Source organism: Angelakisella massiliensis, from assembly GCF_900104675.1.
Classification (GTDB): Bacteria; Bacillota; Clostridia; order Oscillospirales; family Ruminococcaceae; genus Angelakisella; species Angelakisella massiliensis.
In genome coordinates, this window is record NZ_LT629944.1 from 163,814 (window position 1) to 178,788 (window position 14,975).

At 54.5% G+C, this 14,975-nt stretch carries 23 protein-coding genes; 2 read left to right on the forward strand and 21 right to left on the reverse strand.

Features of this window, described 5'->3' with window-relative positions; translation table 11 throughout:
* Nucleotides 1–9: 9 nt before the first annotated feature.
* The 6 genes from BQ5383_RS01130 to BQ5383_RS20515 all read right to left on the reverse strand — a co-directional run bounded on the left by BQ5383_RS01130 (nucleotide 10) and on the right by BQ5383_RS20515 (nucleotide 4,840).
* Nucleotides 10–786, reverse strand: coding sequence for an ABC transporter ATP-binding protein (locus BQ5383_RS01130; protein WP_071428981.1), 777 nt, complete (start codon nucleotides 784–786; stop codon nucleotides 10–12).
* A complete protein-coding gene (locus BQ5383_RS01135) occupies nucleotides 787–1,830 on the reverse strand; it encodes a FecCD family ABC transporter permease (protein WP_071429863.1) in 1,044 nt (347 codons plus the stop codon).
* A gap of 10 nt (nucleotides 1,831–1,840) precedes the next feature.
* The gene (locus BQ5383_RS01140) at nucleotides 1,841–2,983 is read right to left on the reverse strand and encodes an iron ABC transporter substrate-binding protein (protein WP_071428982.1); all 1,143 of its coding nucleotides are present in this window, start codon (nucleotides 2,981–2,983) and stop codon (nucleotides 1,841–1,843) included.
* A gap of 11 nt (nucleotides 2,984–2,994) precedes the next feature.
* Nucleotides 2,995–3,519, reverse strand: a complete 525-nt coding sequence (locus tag BQ5383_RS01145) for an FmdE family protein (protein WP_071428983.1) — start codon at nucleotides 3,517–3,519, stop codon at nucleotides 2,995–2,997.
* Between the two features lie 20 nt (nucleotides 3,520–3,539).
* Nucleotides 3,540–4,358: a class I SAM-dependent methyltransferase gene (locus BQ5383_RS01150; protein ID WP_071429865.1), complete on the reverse strand. Its 819-nt coding sequence runs from the start codon at nucleotides 4,356–4,358 to the stop codon at nucleotides 3,540–3,542.
* A 221-nt stretch (nucleotides 4,359–4,579) separates the two neighbouring features.
* The gene (locus BQ5383_RS20515) at nucleotides 4,580–4,840 is read right to left on the reverse strand and encodes a hypothetical protein (RefSeq protein ID WP_139193310.1); all 261 of its coding nucleotides are present in this window, start codon (nucleotides 4,838–4,840) and stop codon (nucleotides 4,580–4,582) included.
* 171 nt (nucleotides 4,841–5,011) lie between these two features.
* Between BQ5383_RS20515 and BQ5383_RS01160 the strand changes: the two genes are divergently transcribed.
* Nucleotides 5,012–5,656, forward strand: coding sequence for a TraX family protein (locus BQ5383_RS01160; protein WP_071428985.1), 645 nt, complete (start codon nucleotides 5,012–5,014; stop codon nucleotides 5,654–5,656).
* Nucleotides 5,657–5,687: 31 nt separating this feature from the next.
* A complete protein-coding gene (locus tag BQ5383_RS01165; RefSeq protein ID WP_071428986.1) occupies nucleotides 5,688–6,614 on the forward strand; it encodes a diacylglycerol/lipid kinase family protein in 927 nt (308 codons plus the stop codon).
* Between the two features lie 165 nt (nucleotides 6,615–6,779).
* Here the strand turns inward: BQ5383_RS01165 and BQ5383_RS01170 are convergent, their stop codons facing one another.
* The 15 genes from BQ5383_RS01170 to BQ5383_RS01230 all read right to left on the reverse strand — a co-directional run bounded on the left by BQ5383_RS01170 (nucleotide 6,780) and on the right by BQ5383_RS01230 (nucleotide 14,915).
* Complete coding sequence (locus BQ5383_RS01170) at nucleotides 6,780–7,013, reverse strand: hypothetical protein (protein ID WP_071428987.1); 234 nt, start codon at nucleotides 7,011–7,013, stop codon at nucleotides 6,780–6,782.
* A 51-nt stretch (nucleotides 7,014–7,064) separates the two neighbouring features.
* On the reverse strand, nucleotides 7,065–7,265 hold the full coding sequence (locus BQ5383_RS20520) for a hypothetical protein (RefSeq protein ID WP_139193311.1): 201 nt from the start codon (nucleotides 7,263–7,265) through the stop codon (nucleotides 7,065–7,067).
* A gap of 59 nt (nucleotides 7,266–7,324) precedes the next feature.
* Nucleotides 7,325–7,978, reverse strand: coding sequence for an N-acetylmuramoyl-L-alanine amidase family protein (locus tag BQ5383_RS01175; RefSeq protein WP_071428988.1), 654 nt, complete (start codon nucleotides 7,976–7,978; stop codon nucleotides 7,325–7,327).
* A gap of 3 nt (nucleotides 7,979–7,981) precedes the next feature.
* Nucleotides 7,982–8,254, reverse strand: a complete 273-nt coding sequence (locus BQ5383_RS01180) for a phage holin family protein (protein WP_071428989.1) — start codon at nucleotides 8,252–8,254, stop codon at nucleotides 7,982–7,984.
* Between the two features lie 59 nt (nucleotides 8,255–8,313).
* Nucleotides 8,314–8,664 (reverse strand): hypothetical protein, encoded by a 351-nt coding sequence (locus tag BQ5383_RS01185; protein ID WP_071428990.1) that lies wholly within the window; start codon nucleotides 8,662–8,664, stop codon nucleotides 8,314–8,316.
* A complete protein-coding gene (locus BQ5383_RS19780; protein ID WP_076944419.1) occupies nucleotides 8,664–8,789 on the reverse strand; it encodes an XkdX family protein in 126 nt (41 codons plus the stop codon). Before BQ5383_RS19780 ends, BQ5383_RS01185 begins: the two co-directional genes overlap by 1 nt.
* The gene (locus BQ5383_RS01190) at nucleotides 8,782–9,177 is read right to left on the reverse strand and encodes a hypothetical protein (protein ID WP_071428991.1); all 396 of its coding nucleotides are present in this window, start codon (nucleotides 9,175–9,177) and stop codon (nucleotides 8,782–8,784) included. Before BQ5383_RS01190 ends, BQ5383_RS19780 begins: the two co-directional genes overlap by 8 nt.
* A 17-nt stretch (nucleotides 9,178–9,194) precedes the next feature.
* On the reverse strand, nucleotides 9,195–10,028 hold the full coding sequence (locus BQ5383_RS01195) for a hypothetical protein (RefSeq protein ID WP_071428992.1): 834 nt from the start codon (nucleotides 10,026–10,028) through the stop codon (nucleotides 9,195–9,197).
* A 4-nt stretch (nucleotides 10,029–10,032) separates the two neighbouring features.
* The gene (locus BQ5383_RS01200) at nucleotides 10,033–10,686 is read right to left on the reverse strand and encodes a phage upper tail fiber protein (protein ID WP_071428993.1); all 654 of its coding nucleotides are present in this window, start codon (nucleotides 10,684–10,686) and stop codon (nucleotides 10,033–10,035) included.
* 18 nt (nucleotides 10,687–10,704) lie between these two features.
* On the reverse strand, nucleotides 10,705–11,295 hold the full coding sequence (locus BQ5383_RS01205; protein ID WP_172724569.1) for a putative phage tail protein: 591 nt from the start codon (nucleotides 11,293–11,295) through the stop codon (nucleotides 10,705–10,707).
* A 13-nt stretch (nucleotides 11,296–11,308) separates the two neighbouring features.
* Complete coding sequence (locus BQ5383_RS01210) at nucleotides 11,309–12,382, reverse strand: baseplate J/gp47 family protein (RefSeq protein ID WP_235821912.1); 1,074 nt, start codon at nucleotides 12,380–12,382, stop codon at nucleotides 11,309–11,311.
* Between the two features lie 4 nt (nucleotides 12,383–12,386).
* Entirely contained in the window at nucleotides 12,387–12,776 is a 390-nt protein-coding gene (locus BQ5383_RS01215) for a DUF2634 domain-containing protein (RefSeq protein WP_071428994.1), read from the reverse strand.
* Nucleotides 12,777–12,842: 66 nt separating this feature from the next.
* Entirely contained in the window at nucleotides 12,843–13,214 is a 372-nt protein-coding gene (locus BQ5383_RS01220) for a hypothetical protein (protein WP_071428995.1), read from the reverse strand.
* Nucleotides 13,211–14,152 carry an XkdQ/YqbQ family protein gene (locus BQ5383_RS01225; RefSeq protein WP_071428996.1) on the reverse strand — a complete coding sequence of 314 codons (942 nt, stop codon included), beginning with the start codon at nucleotides 14,150–14,152 and terminating at the stop codon, nucleotides 13,211–13,213. Before BQ5383_RS01225 ends, BQ5383_RS01220 begins: the two co-directional genes overlap by 4 nt.
* Nucleotides 14,153–14,168: 16 nt before the next feature.
* Nucleotides 14,169–14,915: a hypothetical protein gene (locus BQ5383_RS01230; protein ID WP_071428997.1), complete on the reverse strand. Its 747-nt coding sequence runs from the start codon at nucleotides 14,913–14,915 to the stop codon at nucleotides 14,169–14,171.
* Nucleotides 14,916–14,975 lie beyond the last annotated feature (60 nt).

Genomic DNA, 14,975 nt, shown 5'->3' on the forward strand with positions numbered 1-14,975 from the left:
TTGAGGTTCTCAGGAGGCCAATGATTGAACGGGTGACAACGGCACCACCACTGGAAAGCCGTGGCTTTGTTCCACTGTCACCGGCATCTCGTACACCTGGCTGAGTAGCTCTCCGGTCATGATCTCCACGCCTCCCTGTGCCCGAACTCCATGATGTTCCATCAGGACAAAGCGGTCACAGTACCGCAGGGCCAGATTCAGGTCGTGGATCACCAGCAGTACAGTCAATCCTTCCTCCCGGGCCAGCCGTGAAACCAGAGCCAGCATCCCATGCTGGTTCTTCAGGTCCAGGCTGCTGGTAGGTTCGTCCAGCAGCAGCACCTGGGGTTTTTGAGCCAGAGCCCGGGCCAGCAGCACCTTCTGCCTCTGCCCACCGGAAAGCTCATCCAGATAGGCCATGGAAAGGTCCGTCAGCTCCATCCGCTCCAGAATCTCCTCCACTACCCTGTAATCCTCCGCCGTGGGAGAAAAGCGGATAAAGGGCTTGCGTCCCAGTAGCACCGTATCAAAGACTGTGAAACGGGCGGCTTCTCCATACTGTGCCACATAGGCCACCTGCCGGGCAATCTGTCGGGGGGAGCAGGCCAGCAGATCCTGTCCATCCAGCAGCACTTTGCCGGACTTTGGGGTAAGAATCTTACACAGGCACTGAACAAGGGTGCTTTTGCCCGCGCCGTTATTGCCCAGAATGGCGGTGCAATGCCCCTTCGCAGCTTCAAATGACACTCCCTCCAGCACAGGACGGGAGGCGGTATAGCCGAAGGTGAGATTTTCCACCGAAAGCATTCATTTCGCCCCCTTGTAGATGAGATAGAGAAACAGCGGCGCTCCCAGAAAAGAAGTGACCGCGCCGATGGGCAGCACCATGGGGGAGGCCGCCACCCGGGCCAGCAGATCGCTGAGGAGCAGCACACTGGCCCCCGCCAGTGCCGAGGCAGGAAGGAGGAAGCGGTGGTCGCTGCCCACCAGCCGCCGGACCATGTGAGGCGCGATGAGGCCCACAAAGTTGATGATCCCCACAAAGGATACCGCCGCTGCCGATAAAAGGGCCGCCAGGGTCATGGTCACCAGGGTCAGCCGTTCCACCGGCACCCCCAGGCTTTTGGCTGTCTGAGGGCCGCTCTGGAGAGCGTTATAGCTCCAGCTGTGGAGCAAAAAGTAAGCGAAAGCCACCAGCAGTACCAGAAAAATCAGTCCGGTTTCGTTCCAGCCGGCCCGCCCCAGGTCTCCAAAGGTCCAGTAGACCACCGAAGCCAGCACCACATCATCGGCAAAATACTGCACCAGGGTAGCGCCGCCGGTAAACATAGAGGAAAGGGCAACACCAGCCAGTATCATGGTGGCGGGGGTGGACATCCGCACCCGGGAGAGGGCCAGAATGACACAGACCGTCACCATCCCCCCAAGGAAAGCACAGAAGGTCACCAGTGTGGGATTATAAATGGTGATGGTGCCGCTGGTAGAGCTGCCCTGCTGGGCTCCCGCTCCCAGACAGACGATTGCCACCGTGGCCCCGAAGGAAGCCCCCTGAGAGACCCCCAGAGTGGAAGCGGAGGCCAAAGGATTGTGGAGGACGCTTTGCATTACACAGCCCGCCACAGCCAGACCGCAGCCCACCACCACAGCTGCGGCGATCCGGGGCATCCGCACATTCCAAACGATGGTGGAGGTTTGCGTTGTACCCCGGCCAACCAGAGCCGCCAGCACCTGCCCCAGGGTCAGCCCGGAGGAACCGGCCAGGATGGAGGCCAGCACCGCCCCCACCAGTACCAGCGCCAAAGCTGCCAGCAGCAATATCTTCCGGCCCAGATAGCGCCGGTACTCCCCCATGGGGGAAGGGTTATGGGCCAATGGTGATGGGTTCAAAGGACAGACCCGCCTCCTTCATCTCGCTGTAAAAGGCTGCGCCTAAAAACAGTTCCAGCAGTTCATCCGCCTTCTGGTCCATATCCACATCGGCAAACTGCTCCGGGAACAGCACCTTTCCGGCATAATAGGCGTCGGCAATGGCGATTTCAATATTGGTGGCGTACTGGTTGAAGCAGGGCAGAGCATAAACTTTCCCCTCCTGCACCGCCCGGAGAGACTGGAAATAGGCGGGATTTTTGGCATATTCATCCTGAACCAAAGACATATTGGCCGGGTCCAGAAAGATCACGTCCGGGTCCCATGCCAGAATCTGCTCCAGGTCCACCTCAAAGCCCCCCTCCTGACGGATGCCGTCCGCCACGTTTACCGCTCCGATGGCGGTGAAGGGGCCAAAATTACTGTAGGTTCCCCCAAAGCCATGGCCGCCGGAATAGGTGACAGCTCCGGCATAGGCGGAAGGCTTTTCCTCCTGGGGAATGTCCTTGGCCCGTTCCGCCAGGTCCTGCTTTATTTCCTCCATAGCCTCCACCAGCTGGGCACACCGCTCCTCCCGTCCCAGCACCTGGCCCACCAGGGTGAGGGCCTGGGATACGGAGGGGTCAAAGAGATTGCTTTGGTAGCCGATGGATACCACTGGAATCCCTGTTTTTGCTGCCAACTCTTCCAGCGCGTCGCTGGTGTAGGCGGTGAGGATCACATCCGGTTGGAGGGAGATGATCTCCTCCTCATAGGCGGTATACCCTCTGCCCCCACCCTTGCCGATGCTGGGCAGGTCCTGAAATTGAGGGGAATAGACATAGTTATACGGCCGGGCAATCTGCCGCTTCTTGTCAGTATCCTCCACGCCGGTGACCAGATCGGCTCCCTGGGCGTAGCAGACCAGCCGCAAAGCGCCGGAACCGGTGCAGATGACCGAGTCGATCTCCTGGGGAAGCTCCACTTGGCGACCCATCAGGTCGGTGACAGTGCGGGTGGCCTGCTGTCCTGCTGAGGCGATTTCCTCACCGGGAACAGAGACGGCGGAGGATGTGGCTGGAACCGAAGTCTGTCCGCAGCAGGAGAGGGTCAGCACAACCGCTGCAATGAGTGAAATGGTTCTGGAAAATTTTTTCACGCTTTCTCTCCTTACCAGCCCCGGCTGTAATCTTTAAAGCAATCCAGGCAGACCTTTTTCCCATCCTGGAGGCGAATCTTGTGCTCCGGCGCCCCTTCGCCGCACTGTTCACAGATGACGGTACGGAACAGCCGCGCCCGCTCGGGCAGCTGGAAGGAAGGCTTGCCGAAGGTGAACACTTCCTCAGCTGGAGCCTCCAGAATGTAGCGGATCTTTTCCTCCCGAGTCATCTCTTCCGGCAGAGGCTTGAGGTAAAGGCGAAGGGTGCGCCCGCTTTTTCGCTCAAAAAAGCTGAATGCCTGCTTGCCGGTGGGGCGCAGGAGAAGATTTCCCTTACCCATGGTACAGCTGAGAATGGCCTGAATACCGTCCACACCACAGGCGTCGTTTTCGGTGACACAAACCAACTCCTCGTCCTCCGCCCGATCAGCAGCAAATTTCTCCAACACAATTATCGCCGCCCGGACACCGATGGCCAGTCCCGGGCACTGATGGCCGTGAAAGGCCACCGCTTTATCCCAAAGTTCCTTGTTCATCTGTCAGTTCTCCCTTATTGTCATTTTACCTGCCAGTACAGTGCGGTGATGGTGGTATCCGTTTCTTCTTCCACCATACCATCCCTGGCAATACTCCCCAGATATCCGGCGATCTGCCGCTCTTTCTCCCCATCCAGCTGCCCAAAGGTAGCCATGCGGCGGGTGTAAAAGGAAATCGCCTCTTCCAGGGGCAGCACATGGTTCCAATGCTGCACCTCATAATCCAACCGGGGACAATATCCTTCCAACCACAGCAGACTGAACCCATAGGCCAATTCCTCATCGGGGCGGGCAAGGTCGGTATCCACCCCGATCAGCTGCCGCAGAGGATCCAGCACCGAATTGGTCCGGCGGGTGGGCTTGGTCAGCAGGCACCAGTTCCGGCTGGCACGGGACAGCTTGCGGAAGGTTTCGGCGGAGCAGATGGCCGGAGTGGTGTTGGCCAGCACCAGATCGAAGGCTCTTTCCCATCCCCGCTGTGCCAGCTCCACCTGCCGCCAGTTGTCGGCAGAAAAGGTGACCGTGCTTCCTTCCTCCTCTGCCCGCTGCCGGGCAAACCGGATCATCTCCGGGGAAATATCCGTCCCATGGACCTTCATCCCCCGGTCTGCCAGCAGAAAGGAATATCTTCCCGCCCCGCAGCCCACATCCAGAGCGGTGCCGCCAGGCTTGATCATCCCGGCATCCTCCAACAGACGGACTGTAAGGCTGTTTTCCCGCCGGGGCAGTTGTCGGGAGTTTTCCGCAAAGCTGGCCGCCCTTCCGTCCCACCAGGCGGTCATGGCTGTATCATTGGTTTGGCTGCCGGTCCAGGCTGCCTCAATCTGTTCCAAAAGCACAGGCTTTCCTCCTTCATTTCTTTCCTCTGCCATAAAACAAAGCAAAAAAGAAAAGGCCATTTCACCCGTCCCTCGGGGACAGGCAAAACAGCCTTCTGCACTGTTATTTCAGTGATATGCCGCCTCTTTGGCGGTAGCGTGGGGGAAAAACCGGCTTCCTGCCGGTGTGGCCGGCTTGTGCCGACAATTCTTATTTATTTTACCAAAAAGCTTTTTTCCTGTCAATCGCCGGCAGCACAGTGCATCTTGCTGATACTGTTTGTTTCAGCTGCGGCAGTTCCGGAGAAGGGCACAAGCATCCTCTCCCTGAAGAAATTATCCGCCAATGATATCCAGGCAGGTGATTCCAAAGCTCCGGCGATATGATATAATAACAAACAAATATACCTCATCGCCCCTGTGAGGAAAACGCCGTCTGCCAAGGGGAGATAAAAAGGTACTGTGCGGATCTGATTTTTGAAAAAAGATTGTCGTGTTTTCATTTCACAGCGCTCTGCTTGTGTATTGTAAATCATGCTAGGAAAACCATACCATACAGAACCCTTTTTGCCGCATTACCAGAAGTTACTTACCTGTGTACTGATGAAATCGCTACGCCATAAAAAATTCCGCTGATGGCTTTTACCTGTCCATTTTTCAAGGAGGCTTTATGATTGACCACCTTTTCCCTTAAAATTCTGGCTGTGATCTCCATGACCCTGGACCATGTGGGAATGTTGTTCTTCCCTCAAAGCATCCTGCTTCGGGCTGTTGGGAGACTGGCTTTTCCCATTTTTGCCTTTCTCACCGCTGAAAGCTGCCGCAAAACCCACGATCCGGACGCTTATATACAGCGTTTGCTATGCTGTGGAATCATCTCAGAAATTCCTTTCGATCTTTTCTGCTTCGGCACCATTTTCTCCCCCTCCGGGCAGAACATTTTCTTCACCTTATTTCTTGGAGCCCTGGCCATTCGTCTGTGGCAGCTGCAGGGGAATCGACGATTTTTCTCACTGCTTCCTTTGGTCGCCGCCGATATGTTTGCGGTAGACTATGGTTTTTTGGGAGTTGCCACCATTGTGCTCCTCTTCTTGGCGCTGGAACGACAGGAGCCTGTTTCTGCCGGTGGTATTCTGGTGATCAACTGCATTTTATTCAGTGTCATTTATGGTTGGCCGGTGCAGCTGGCTGGAATTGCCGCACTGGTTCCATTGCATTTTTATAATGGCCGTCGGGGCAGAAGTTGGAAACGATTTTTTTACAGCTTCTATCCGGTTCATTTGTTATTGTTGTGGCTGATCTTTCAAATTTTATCATAAACCCTAAAAACCGTATAAGGGGAGTCTGTTGATGGAGTTTATTTTTGTGATCAATCCTGCTGCCGGCAAACGGGACCCATCTGCCCAGCTGATCCGGGAAATCCGCAGGGCTTTTGAAGGCATTTCCAACCGCCCCGTGATCCACCTGACTACAGGTACAGGCGACGCTGCGCTTTTCTGTTCTCAATACTGTGCCTCTCATCCCCAGGAGGAGCTGGTTTTCTTCGCCTGCGGTGGAGACGGTACCTTGGAGGAAATGGTAACAGGGTTGGACGGGTTTCCAAACGCCGCCCTGGGTGTGATTCCCAAGGGCAGCGGAAACGACTTTGTCCGCAATTTTCCAGGCCTTGGTTTCTCCTCTGTGGAAGCCCAGCTGTCCGGGCACACGTCGGTCATGGATCTGATTGAGGTCAATGGCTCTCTGGCGGTAAATCTATGCAACGCAGGTTTGGATGCCAATGTGGCACGGGATAAGGAGTATTTCAAACGGCTGCCACTGGTAAGCGGCTCAGGGGCTTATTTATTATCCATTCTTCGCAATCTGATCCGAATTGAGGGCATTTCCGCCTCCATCTCCATCGACGGTGGAGAGCCGGAACATCTGGAGCTTATGCTGCTGGCATTGGGAAGCGGCGGCTACTATGGCGGAGGTTTTCATGGACTTCCCAAGGCCAGGCCGGACGATGGATTACTGGATTTATGTATGGTACAGCTTCTGGATCGAAGAACGATCTTTCGCCTTCTGCCCTGCTATCAGAAAGGAAAGCATCTGGAAGACCCGGCTCTGACAAAACTGATCCGCTACCAGCAATGTCGGCAAATCAAGGCAGAATTCTCTCAACCTGTCACCTTTTGTATGGATGGGGAGACCTGCCTGGTATCTCATCTGGAGGCTAAAATACTTCCCGGCCGCCTTCGCTTTTGGCTGCCGGCATCCGTCAATGGTACGCAGCACTGAAGTCATCCGTTTTACATACAGCCCCAGCAAAGCTGCATTTTGGCCCAGCACTCTTTTTTCGCGATGATTGATTTCTCCGTATGCAAAACAATAATGCAACAAAAAAAGCGGCGGCTCCCGAGGGTCAGACTGATCCAGGGAACCACCGCTTTCATTTATTTCTCATTACTGGTCAAAAGAAATTCCCTTGCCCAGTGCGGCAAAGAAGCGAATCATCAGCGGAACATAGGTCACAACAAAAATCAACCCTGCTCCTGCCTGAATGATCCGTTTCTTTCCGGCTGGCGCGAATGTACCGATGATCACTCCCATTGCGCACAAGCACAGTTTCAACAGTCCCACATCCCACAGCGTCATCTGTCTGAGGTATACTCGGGCAGCTTTCAGCAGTTGTTTCATGTCCATGCTCCTTTCTTTTTGCATCTTTATCAGCCGGAACCTTGGTCAATATCATGATACCATAAAAGCTGCCTTCAAAGCTATTTCTTTTCCAGAAAAAAACATTTTCGCATATTGAAAGAACTGCTGAAAAAAGCCCAAAGTCTTTGGCAGGTACAAAGAGCGCGCCACCGAAGTCAAGAGATGCGGCATCGGCAGGCCGTATCTTTTTCCATCACATGACTGTAAGCTCTCCCATCCAGTGCCTTTCACCCCTTTACTCCTCTATTTTCCCCAATTATTCAACTGTCTGCTGGAAAACAGTGATTATTTCAGTCTAAGATCTGCTGGATTCGTGCCAATTTTTCTTCTGCCAAAGCGCGCAGCGCCCGTTCTCTTTCCAGCTCCTGGAGAAGGTCCTGGGCAGGTTCATTCCCCTGCTGCACCCCATAATAGTTACACAGACCTTTGCAAAGCGCTTCTGCGATGGCCTGCCGATTCTGAGACAGCCATTTGGCATCCACACCATTGTCATGGAAAGCAATCTCAGGATAAACAGACAGCATGGGAGTACGAATGATCTCATAGAAGGTACTGTTGATCTGTACGCCCCGTCCCTTGCTTTTTTCAGGATAGATTTCCAGCAGCGCCTCGTAGACTGCTTTGCAGGCCGCCAGGCTGGTGGGATGGTTGTAGGCCAGTACCAGCGGTCCCCGGGCGGTTCCCTCTTTAGTACCGTTGGTGCTGGCATTGGTATGAATAGGCAGATAACAGTCCGCTCCCCACTTCACCGCTTCCGCTACCCGGGCCTCCATGGTTAATGCGGGATCATCCTGCACCTTCACCTGAAATCCAGCTTTGGTCAGCGCCGCGCCGGTTTTCTGGGCGATATCCCCACACAGATCATGCTCATAAAGCTCCATGCCCCAATATTTTCCATGAGGGGCAATCCGTCTTTCTGGGGAAAGATAAATTTTTTTACCCATGGGTCATTTCTCCTTTTTTTCCAACAGGTTGCGAAAAGCTTCATATAAACCTGTGGATGCCAAACCACTGAACATTCCTGTGAGGACCACCTCCGGCGTCACGGTCCAGCCTGCCATCCAGACAGAGACCAGCAGTCCCGTCAGCGCGTTGATGGTAGGGATATATTTGTTGTCCACATCCGACAGCCACTTTTTCACAACAGTTCCCACACACAGGCAGATCCCCGCGATCATGGGGGCCCAATATGCGCTCAAAGCGCCCACATCAAAATTCATACAGTTATGCTCCTTTCCGGGCCCGACGGCATTGTCGGGTCACGCTTCATTTTATGCTTTCAGGTTTGATCCTGATTTCCACCGCCTCGGCTGCCCACCGAAGCCGGAAGATCCTCCAAATCTTCCACCAGCTTGGTCACCGCACCATTTCCGCCCAAAATTTTGTACTGTGCGTACATTGCGTGTATGTTTTCCTGTCCGTATATAGGACAGCAGCCCTTTTCCATGTAATGATTGTACGCCCAGATGATCCTGTCCCGCAGCAGCGCCTGCATTCCCAGCTGTAGTGCTTCATGTTCCCGCATCCACTCTTCCAGCTTTCGGTTGATCCGACGCAGCAATATTCCCAGGCCGGTCAGTGCTCCTGCAAAAATGACTTCCAGCCAGTAACGTTCCATCCATTGGCTCATCAGGCAGTCTCCTTCCGGATCTCGTCTGCCTGCTCCCTGGTGATCTGTCCCGCCGCCACAAAGGTTTCCAGGTCCTTGTCAGTGTAAATGCCCATGCGGTAATACTTTTTGATCAGTTCAAACATTGTCTGTTCCTCCCTGTCCATTCATTTTGATCTCGGTGAGCAGCTTGAGGACGGAAGCCCGGTACAGGTCCTCATCGGTTGGGGTGAGTGCGGCGGCCTCCTCTCGGACCTGGCGCACCGCCAGAATGTCTGCTTTGACCGTCTCATATTCCTCATCGCCCACAATCCGGACAAACTCTGAGGATTCCAGCTGTACCCTGGCGATATGCTCCGCCAAAACCGCCTCATTTTCCACCGGCAGCAGACTGATAAAATTTCCGCTGCTGTCTTCGCCCTGAATCTGCCTGCTGCGGACGCTCTTGATGGAAAAACCCAGCTGTTCCCAGTGGATGATTCCGTTTACCTCCAGCAAGTCTCCCAATTGGATGTTTGTATATAGGTATTTCATAATTTATACTCCTTTCATTATTTCATTCCGGTTATTCCAGCCTTATTTAGTCTGCTGATATCTATTCCATTTGGAAATGTGCCCGTTTTGATAATCGTCATGGATTGCGGATCATGCTCTACATATGCATCATCTATTCCGCTGAATAATTTTTTGGATGTTCCGAACATTCCGCCTGTAGATGAACTTTGTCTCGCATCATCTACAGAAGCCAAAAAAGTTACGCCACTTGCAGATATTTCGTGCTTATATATACAATGATAACTAGCGCCGTCATTATCTTCCAGTTCGGCTATCGTATAACCATTATTTAAAAAACCATCCGGCTCACCTCTAAAATACCGAGTATTACTACTAGTCGATACGATATGTGAATATGTTTGGGAGTCGAATACATGCGCTACCTCATCTCTGGCGTTATCCGTTGCTATAAACCAAAAGTATTTTAACGTTCCGCCAAAGTTTCCCCTAGACGATCTCATGGAAGCTATGACGGAAGCTTCCATCTGGATGATGCCGCTTGATACGCTAAGTGTATCCGGATTAAGCTCATAGTTACCGTAACTGGATGTACCGTTCCACCTTCCTAGAATTAATTTTTTATAGCTGCCGGATATGTCATAGCATTTAACGCTGTACGGGGCTGGTGTCATAACATTATTTGTAACTTGTTTTATAATTGTCATGGTGTCTTGATCTAGAGATATGATCTTTGATTCGTCAGAATAAAACACCTGTGTTGCCCATTTGTTATTACTCCACACTTCCGTTGTTCCAAGCATGACTTTATCTACTTCCTGGTTTCCCAACATCAGGTTATCCAGCCCCGCCGTTCCGATATTCAGCCCCATCTCATCACCCCACAATGAAGTACAGCGTGGTGCTGCTCTTGCTGCTCAGGGCGTTGTACTGGGCCTGGGTGCCTTTCCAGATGCTGTAGCTGCCCCACTTGCTGGCGTTGCCCACAGTGATATTGCTCAGACTGGTGGCCCCGGTGCCGCCCCTGGCCACCGGCAAGGTACCGGTCACTCCCGGCCGGGGAGACGCCGAAAAGATACCGGCAGCGGTGGTGGATGCCAGATTCACCAGCAGAGAAGGGGCGGCGGTCAGGCCGCTTCCACCTCTTGCCACCGGCAAGGTACCGGCTGTGGCCTTGCTTATATCCAATCCCGTTACAGGAATGGAGATGTTAGCGCTGCCGTCAAAGCCAGTGGCGGTGCCGGTAGCGCCTCCGCTGAGGGCAATGGTTCGCTTGGTGGTCAGCTTGGCGGCGGTATCAGCGGCGGCGGCTTTAGCGGCCTTGATGGTTCCTCCGGTGACGCCGGATGAAACAGCGGCGGCGCTGCCTTTGGGGTCGCTGGCGGCAATGGCCGCAGCCTTGGCCGCATCGGCCTTTTCCTGAGCGCCGGCGGGGGTTTCAGCATTCTGGTTAATTTGTGTCAGACGGTTGTTCCAGTTTTCCCGGCTCACCGCCTCATTTCCTTCAAAGAGGGTTACGATTTCTGCCAAAATCCTCTCTCCTTTCTATTATGAAGTAGTTTTCTGCTCTGTCACCCATGTTCCCATTTCCAGCTCCTCCACCGAAAGGCCCTTGGCATCCAGCTGATCCCAAGTGAGATTCTGCTGATCCAGCTCATCCCAGATAAGATAGGCATAGGCAATCTGTACCAACAGGTTGGCAGGGATCAGACGGTACAGGGTTTCCATCAGCGGTGCCAGATCCTTCTGGCGGATCTCTCCGCGATAGGTAATGGACAAAAGGTAATTCTCCACCTCCATCTGTACCTGCACTCCCATGTACGCCTCAATGATCACCTCAAGAGCACGAAGATTGATGGGGGGCTTGCTCATCAGGCATGCTCGGATTTGATCTCTTCGGCCCTGCAGCGTTCCATCCCGTGGAGTCGTCAAACCCAACAGCTGCTCCCATCTGGCCGCGCCCTCTTCATTTACTGTGGAGGGGAACCGATTGTCGATGATCCGGCCTGCTCTTTCTAACCTCCGGTCCAGCTCCTGGCAGCAGGCCCCCGCAATAGCCTGAATCTGAGGCAGCCGCCGCCAAAATTCAGGCACACAGGAGAGGTAATCGGAGGACTGCTGATAAAATGTTTTGCTCACCCTTTTTCCTCCCTTAGTTCTGGGTAATGGTGACCGTACCGCATCGGGGCAGCTGCCAATGGTCAAAAGTCTTTTCCAGCAGCAGATTTCCTGCCTTTCCTCCGATGGTCACTTCTGTCACATCCGCCACAGCGCTGCTGCATCCCAGCAAAACCGAGGTCAGTCTGGCGGCAAAAATGGTATCCTCATTAAAGGAAATATTCTCCAGATACTGCTCAACCGCTGCTTCCGCCAGTGGCCGTACCACTTCGAAGCTTTCTCCGCTGCGCAGATGCAGTGCCGCGGAAACCGCCACCTCCAGTTCTTCACCCGTAGTCACTGTGACCGTGTGGCCTACGGGTGCGATACCATCCCCGTCCACCCCCATCAGGGTTTGTACCTGTTCCACCAGCTGAGAACTAGCGGCATGACCTTCCTCATCACCAATGACCAGCCCCACCTTTCCCGCTCCCATTACCTGGGCGCCGAATACTGCCACAGCACCTACGCCCTCAACAGCGAGTGTTTTCTGTTCATAGTCCGCAATATTGCCCCCATAAGGGGTTTGGCTCACCGCCTGGCGGAACCGCTGACGCAGCTGTTCATCCGTCTCCTGGTCCCGGGCTGCGATCACCGGCTCTGTTTCCATTCTGCCGCCGCCCAGTCCGGTAAAATAGTCCATGGGCAGGATGTCCGGGCCGCACCGGTTGCCCGCTGTTCCGGCGGTCTGACACCTGGCCAGATAGCTTCCTGCCTCTTCTTCCTCCTCCAACACAAAGGCAAGGCCATCAGCGGCCACCCGCAGTCCAATACAGCCGGAAAGCGGGCCGCCTTCCCTGGCTGTAAGGATCACCCGCCTTACTGCCTGCGTGGCCTCTTCTCTGACAAGCCCAAAGTCTGTCACTGTGCGGTCCAGCCATTCTCCTTCGGCCGTATCGGCGAACAGCAGCCTTTCCATCTGTTCCAGCATGGCATTCTGCTGGGCCAGCATTTGGGCCACAGGGGCCAGAGTGGTATAGATGACACTGCCTTCCCGTTTGTCCAGTTCATCCGGTACCTGGGCCAGCATCCGGGCCAGCAGCTGTTCCTGCTCTGTTTTGATTGTCACATGATCACGTCCTTTCTTCCTGATCCCAGGTCATAGACACGCTTCCAAGAGTGGTTTCCAGCGTAAAGGATGCCTCTGCCTTTTCCCCCCGGAATTGCTGTGAAAAGTCCCGGACCCCCAAAATCCTGTCATCCTCCAGCAGTGTTTCGGTAATCAGCTCCTCCAGCACACCTTCCGCGTATTTTCTCGGCTTTCCCACAAGCTCTTCCAATTGACTGCCGTAATCCTCAGAAAAAATCTGAAAATGATACCTGGGAGTTTGCAATGCCAGCCGTGCGGCCTGTACAACCGCCTCCAAGCCATCCACTGTCCCCTCTATACCGCTTTCAGTGACCCGGAAAGTATGGGATGGAACCAGCGGCGGCAGTTTGGTATAGGTTTTGAGCACACTCATGTTTTTCTCCTTCTTGCTTCCACCGCCTTTCGGCGGCCGTGATGTCCGCTGCTTTCACAACGTTTTCTACAACCGCTGGACGATTGCATAATGCCGTCCTCCATGGCTGCGGCAAACCGCCACCCGGTCTCCCGGCTGTAACCCATACTGAAGTACCACAGGGGCCTCCCGCAGCGTCAGACGTTCCAGCTCCGGCTGGGCATCCAGCACCGGTAATCCTTCTGCGGTGCGGTCCTCACGGCTCACAGACAAGGAAATCTTTCCTTCCACCTGCCGCAGCCCCGCGGGGATATCCACCATCTCCCAGGGAATGCAGGTCATCTGGTCGTCCAGCAGCAATCCGCCTTCCGTGCAGCTGCCATAGAGCAGGTCGCTAAGGGCCTCATTGGACAGATAATCCCGGATAATTTCCTTGATACATCGCAGCAGACTGCTCATGGTTCTTCCCTCCATTCCAGCTCCAGCGTCATCCGATGGCCCTGGGTGTTAAAGGTATGGGATGCAGACAACACCAGCGCCCAGGTATCCAGTTCCAGCTCTCCGATGACCACCCGGACGCTGTTGCCTGCCCGCACCCGTGTTTCCCCTATAGCCTCCAGGCGGAGGGTTCGCCGCAATCCCCGTCTTGCCTGCAGCAGCTGCATGGCCTGCTGCTGCATCTGAGGCAGCGTCATCCCCCGGTCCGCCTTTTCCACCAATGTCAAAGGGCCAAATCGGGCCACCGACGCTGTATCCTCCGCCCAGGCACTTTGGATGATACCGGCGGAAGCACTGCTTTGGAGCACCCGCACCTGGTTGGCGGTAGCGTCCAGGTCTCCGCTGTACCGGTATCCTGTCACCAGACTGCCATCTCCCAAGGTAAGGGGAAGCAGCAGGCTTCCCACCTCCCGCAGTTCCAGGCCTCCAAAAGAATCCCGAAGGATATAAACAAGACCAGTAGCTTGCCTGATTTCCCGAATGCTTTGATAGAGCATATCCAGCCTGGTGCGGTTATCAAACAGATAGGGGCTCAAAGGTGTTTGACACTGTTCCACCGTACCCAGGCGGATACGGTCTCCCGCTGCGGCGCATACCCGGTTGAGAAATCGGTCTAAGGTTTCCGCCGGACGGTAGATTGTATCGCTGTTTCTCAGATACCTCAGCTGATCGCAGCAAAGGACCTCTGCATTTTTCCTGTCCTGCTGGCTGCGAAATACCCATCCCCAGAAGATCCCCTCTCCGCCTCTGGAAAAGACCACCTGCTGTCCCGGCTGAGGAAGGGGGGCACTGCCGGCTGGAAAGGTGACTGTGAGTGTCCCCGCCCCGTCATTGCGGCTGGTGTTCCACTGCGCCTGGGTGATCACCGGCTCATAATCCCGGTCATCAAAAAGAATCATGGCTTCCCTCCTGTTCTCATTTTGCGACATATTCTTTCTTCCATTGGGAAAAGGTCTTGTCCTCATCGGGATGCCCCAGTTTCCAGTCCCAGTAGTCACTGTGGTACTGCTGCAATTCCATCATCCCAGTGGGATTCTTAGCGTTGCTCTGGTAGCTGTTATATTCCTCCCTGCTGCGGAAAACCGGCACTCCCAATGGAACCATCACCCGGTTATTGGTGCTCACCAGCCGCTCCTCATCCTCAGAATACCAATACCAGGTTTCTTCCTCCCCATCCGGCAGTACCGAAACCGCGTCCATGGGGGAGCTAAGGGTCCAGGGGCCCGGGTCCTCCGGCGGCATTCCCGGACGTGTGGAAGGGGGGATGTCGGTCTGCTGCACCTCCACCCGACGATGTTCTGTCAAACGCACCGTCACCTGATAGACCCCTTCATAGTTCTGCTGTACCTCCAGTTGTGTCAAGCAGGCCGAAGCTGATTCTCTCCTTCTGTCTCCGGATATCACCAGTCTCCGGGCCCGTTTATCATCCATCCACTCATGGAGCTGTTCCAGCAGTTGGGAACCTTTGGTCCAGTCTTCGGTACCCATATCGTCCTGATCGCTCCAGTGGCATTTCAAAGTCCATTGTCGGAGCTTTCTGGCTCCCGGAATCTGAAACTCTCCCTGTCCCAGCCCATCATAAGCGGAAACCGGCCGCGCCATGGTCAGGCTTACCGTTTCCACGCCATACAGTACACAGTCCCCGTAATACACTGTCACCATAAACATTCCCTCCTTTCTTTGACCGTCTCGCTTCCACACAGGTGACGCAGCGATTTGTCT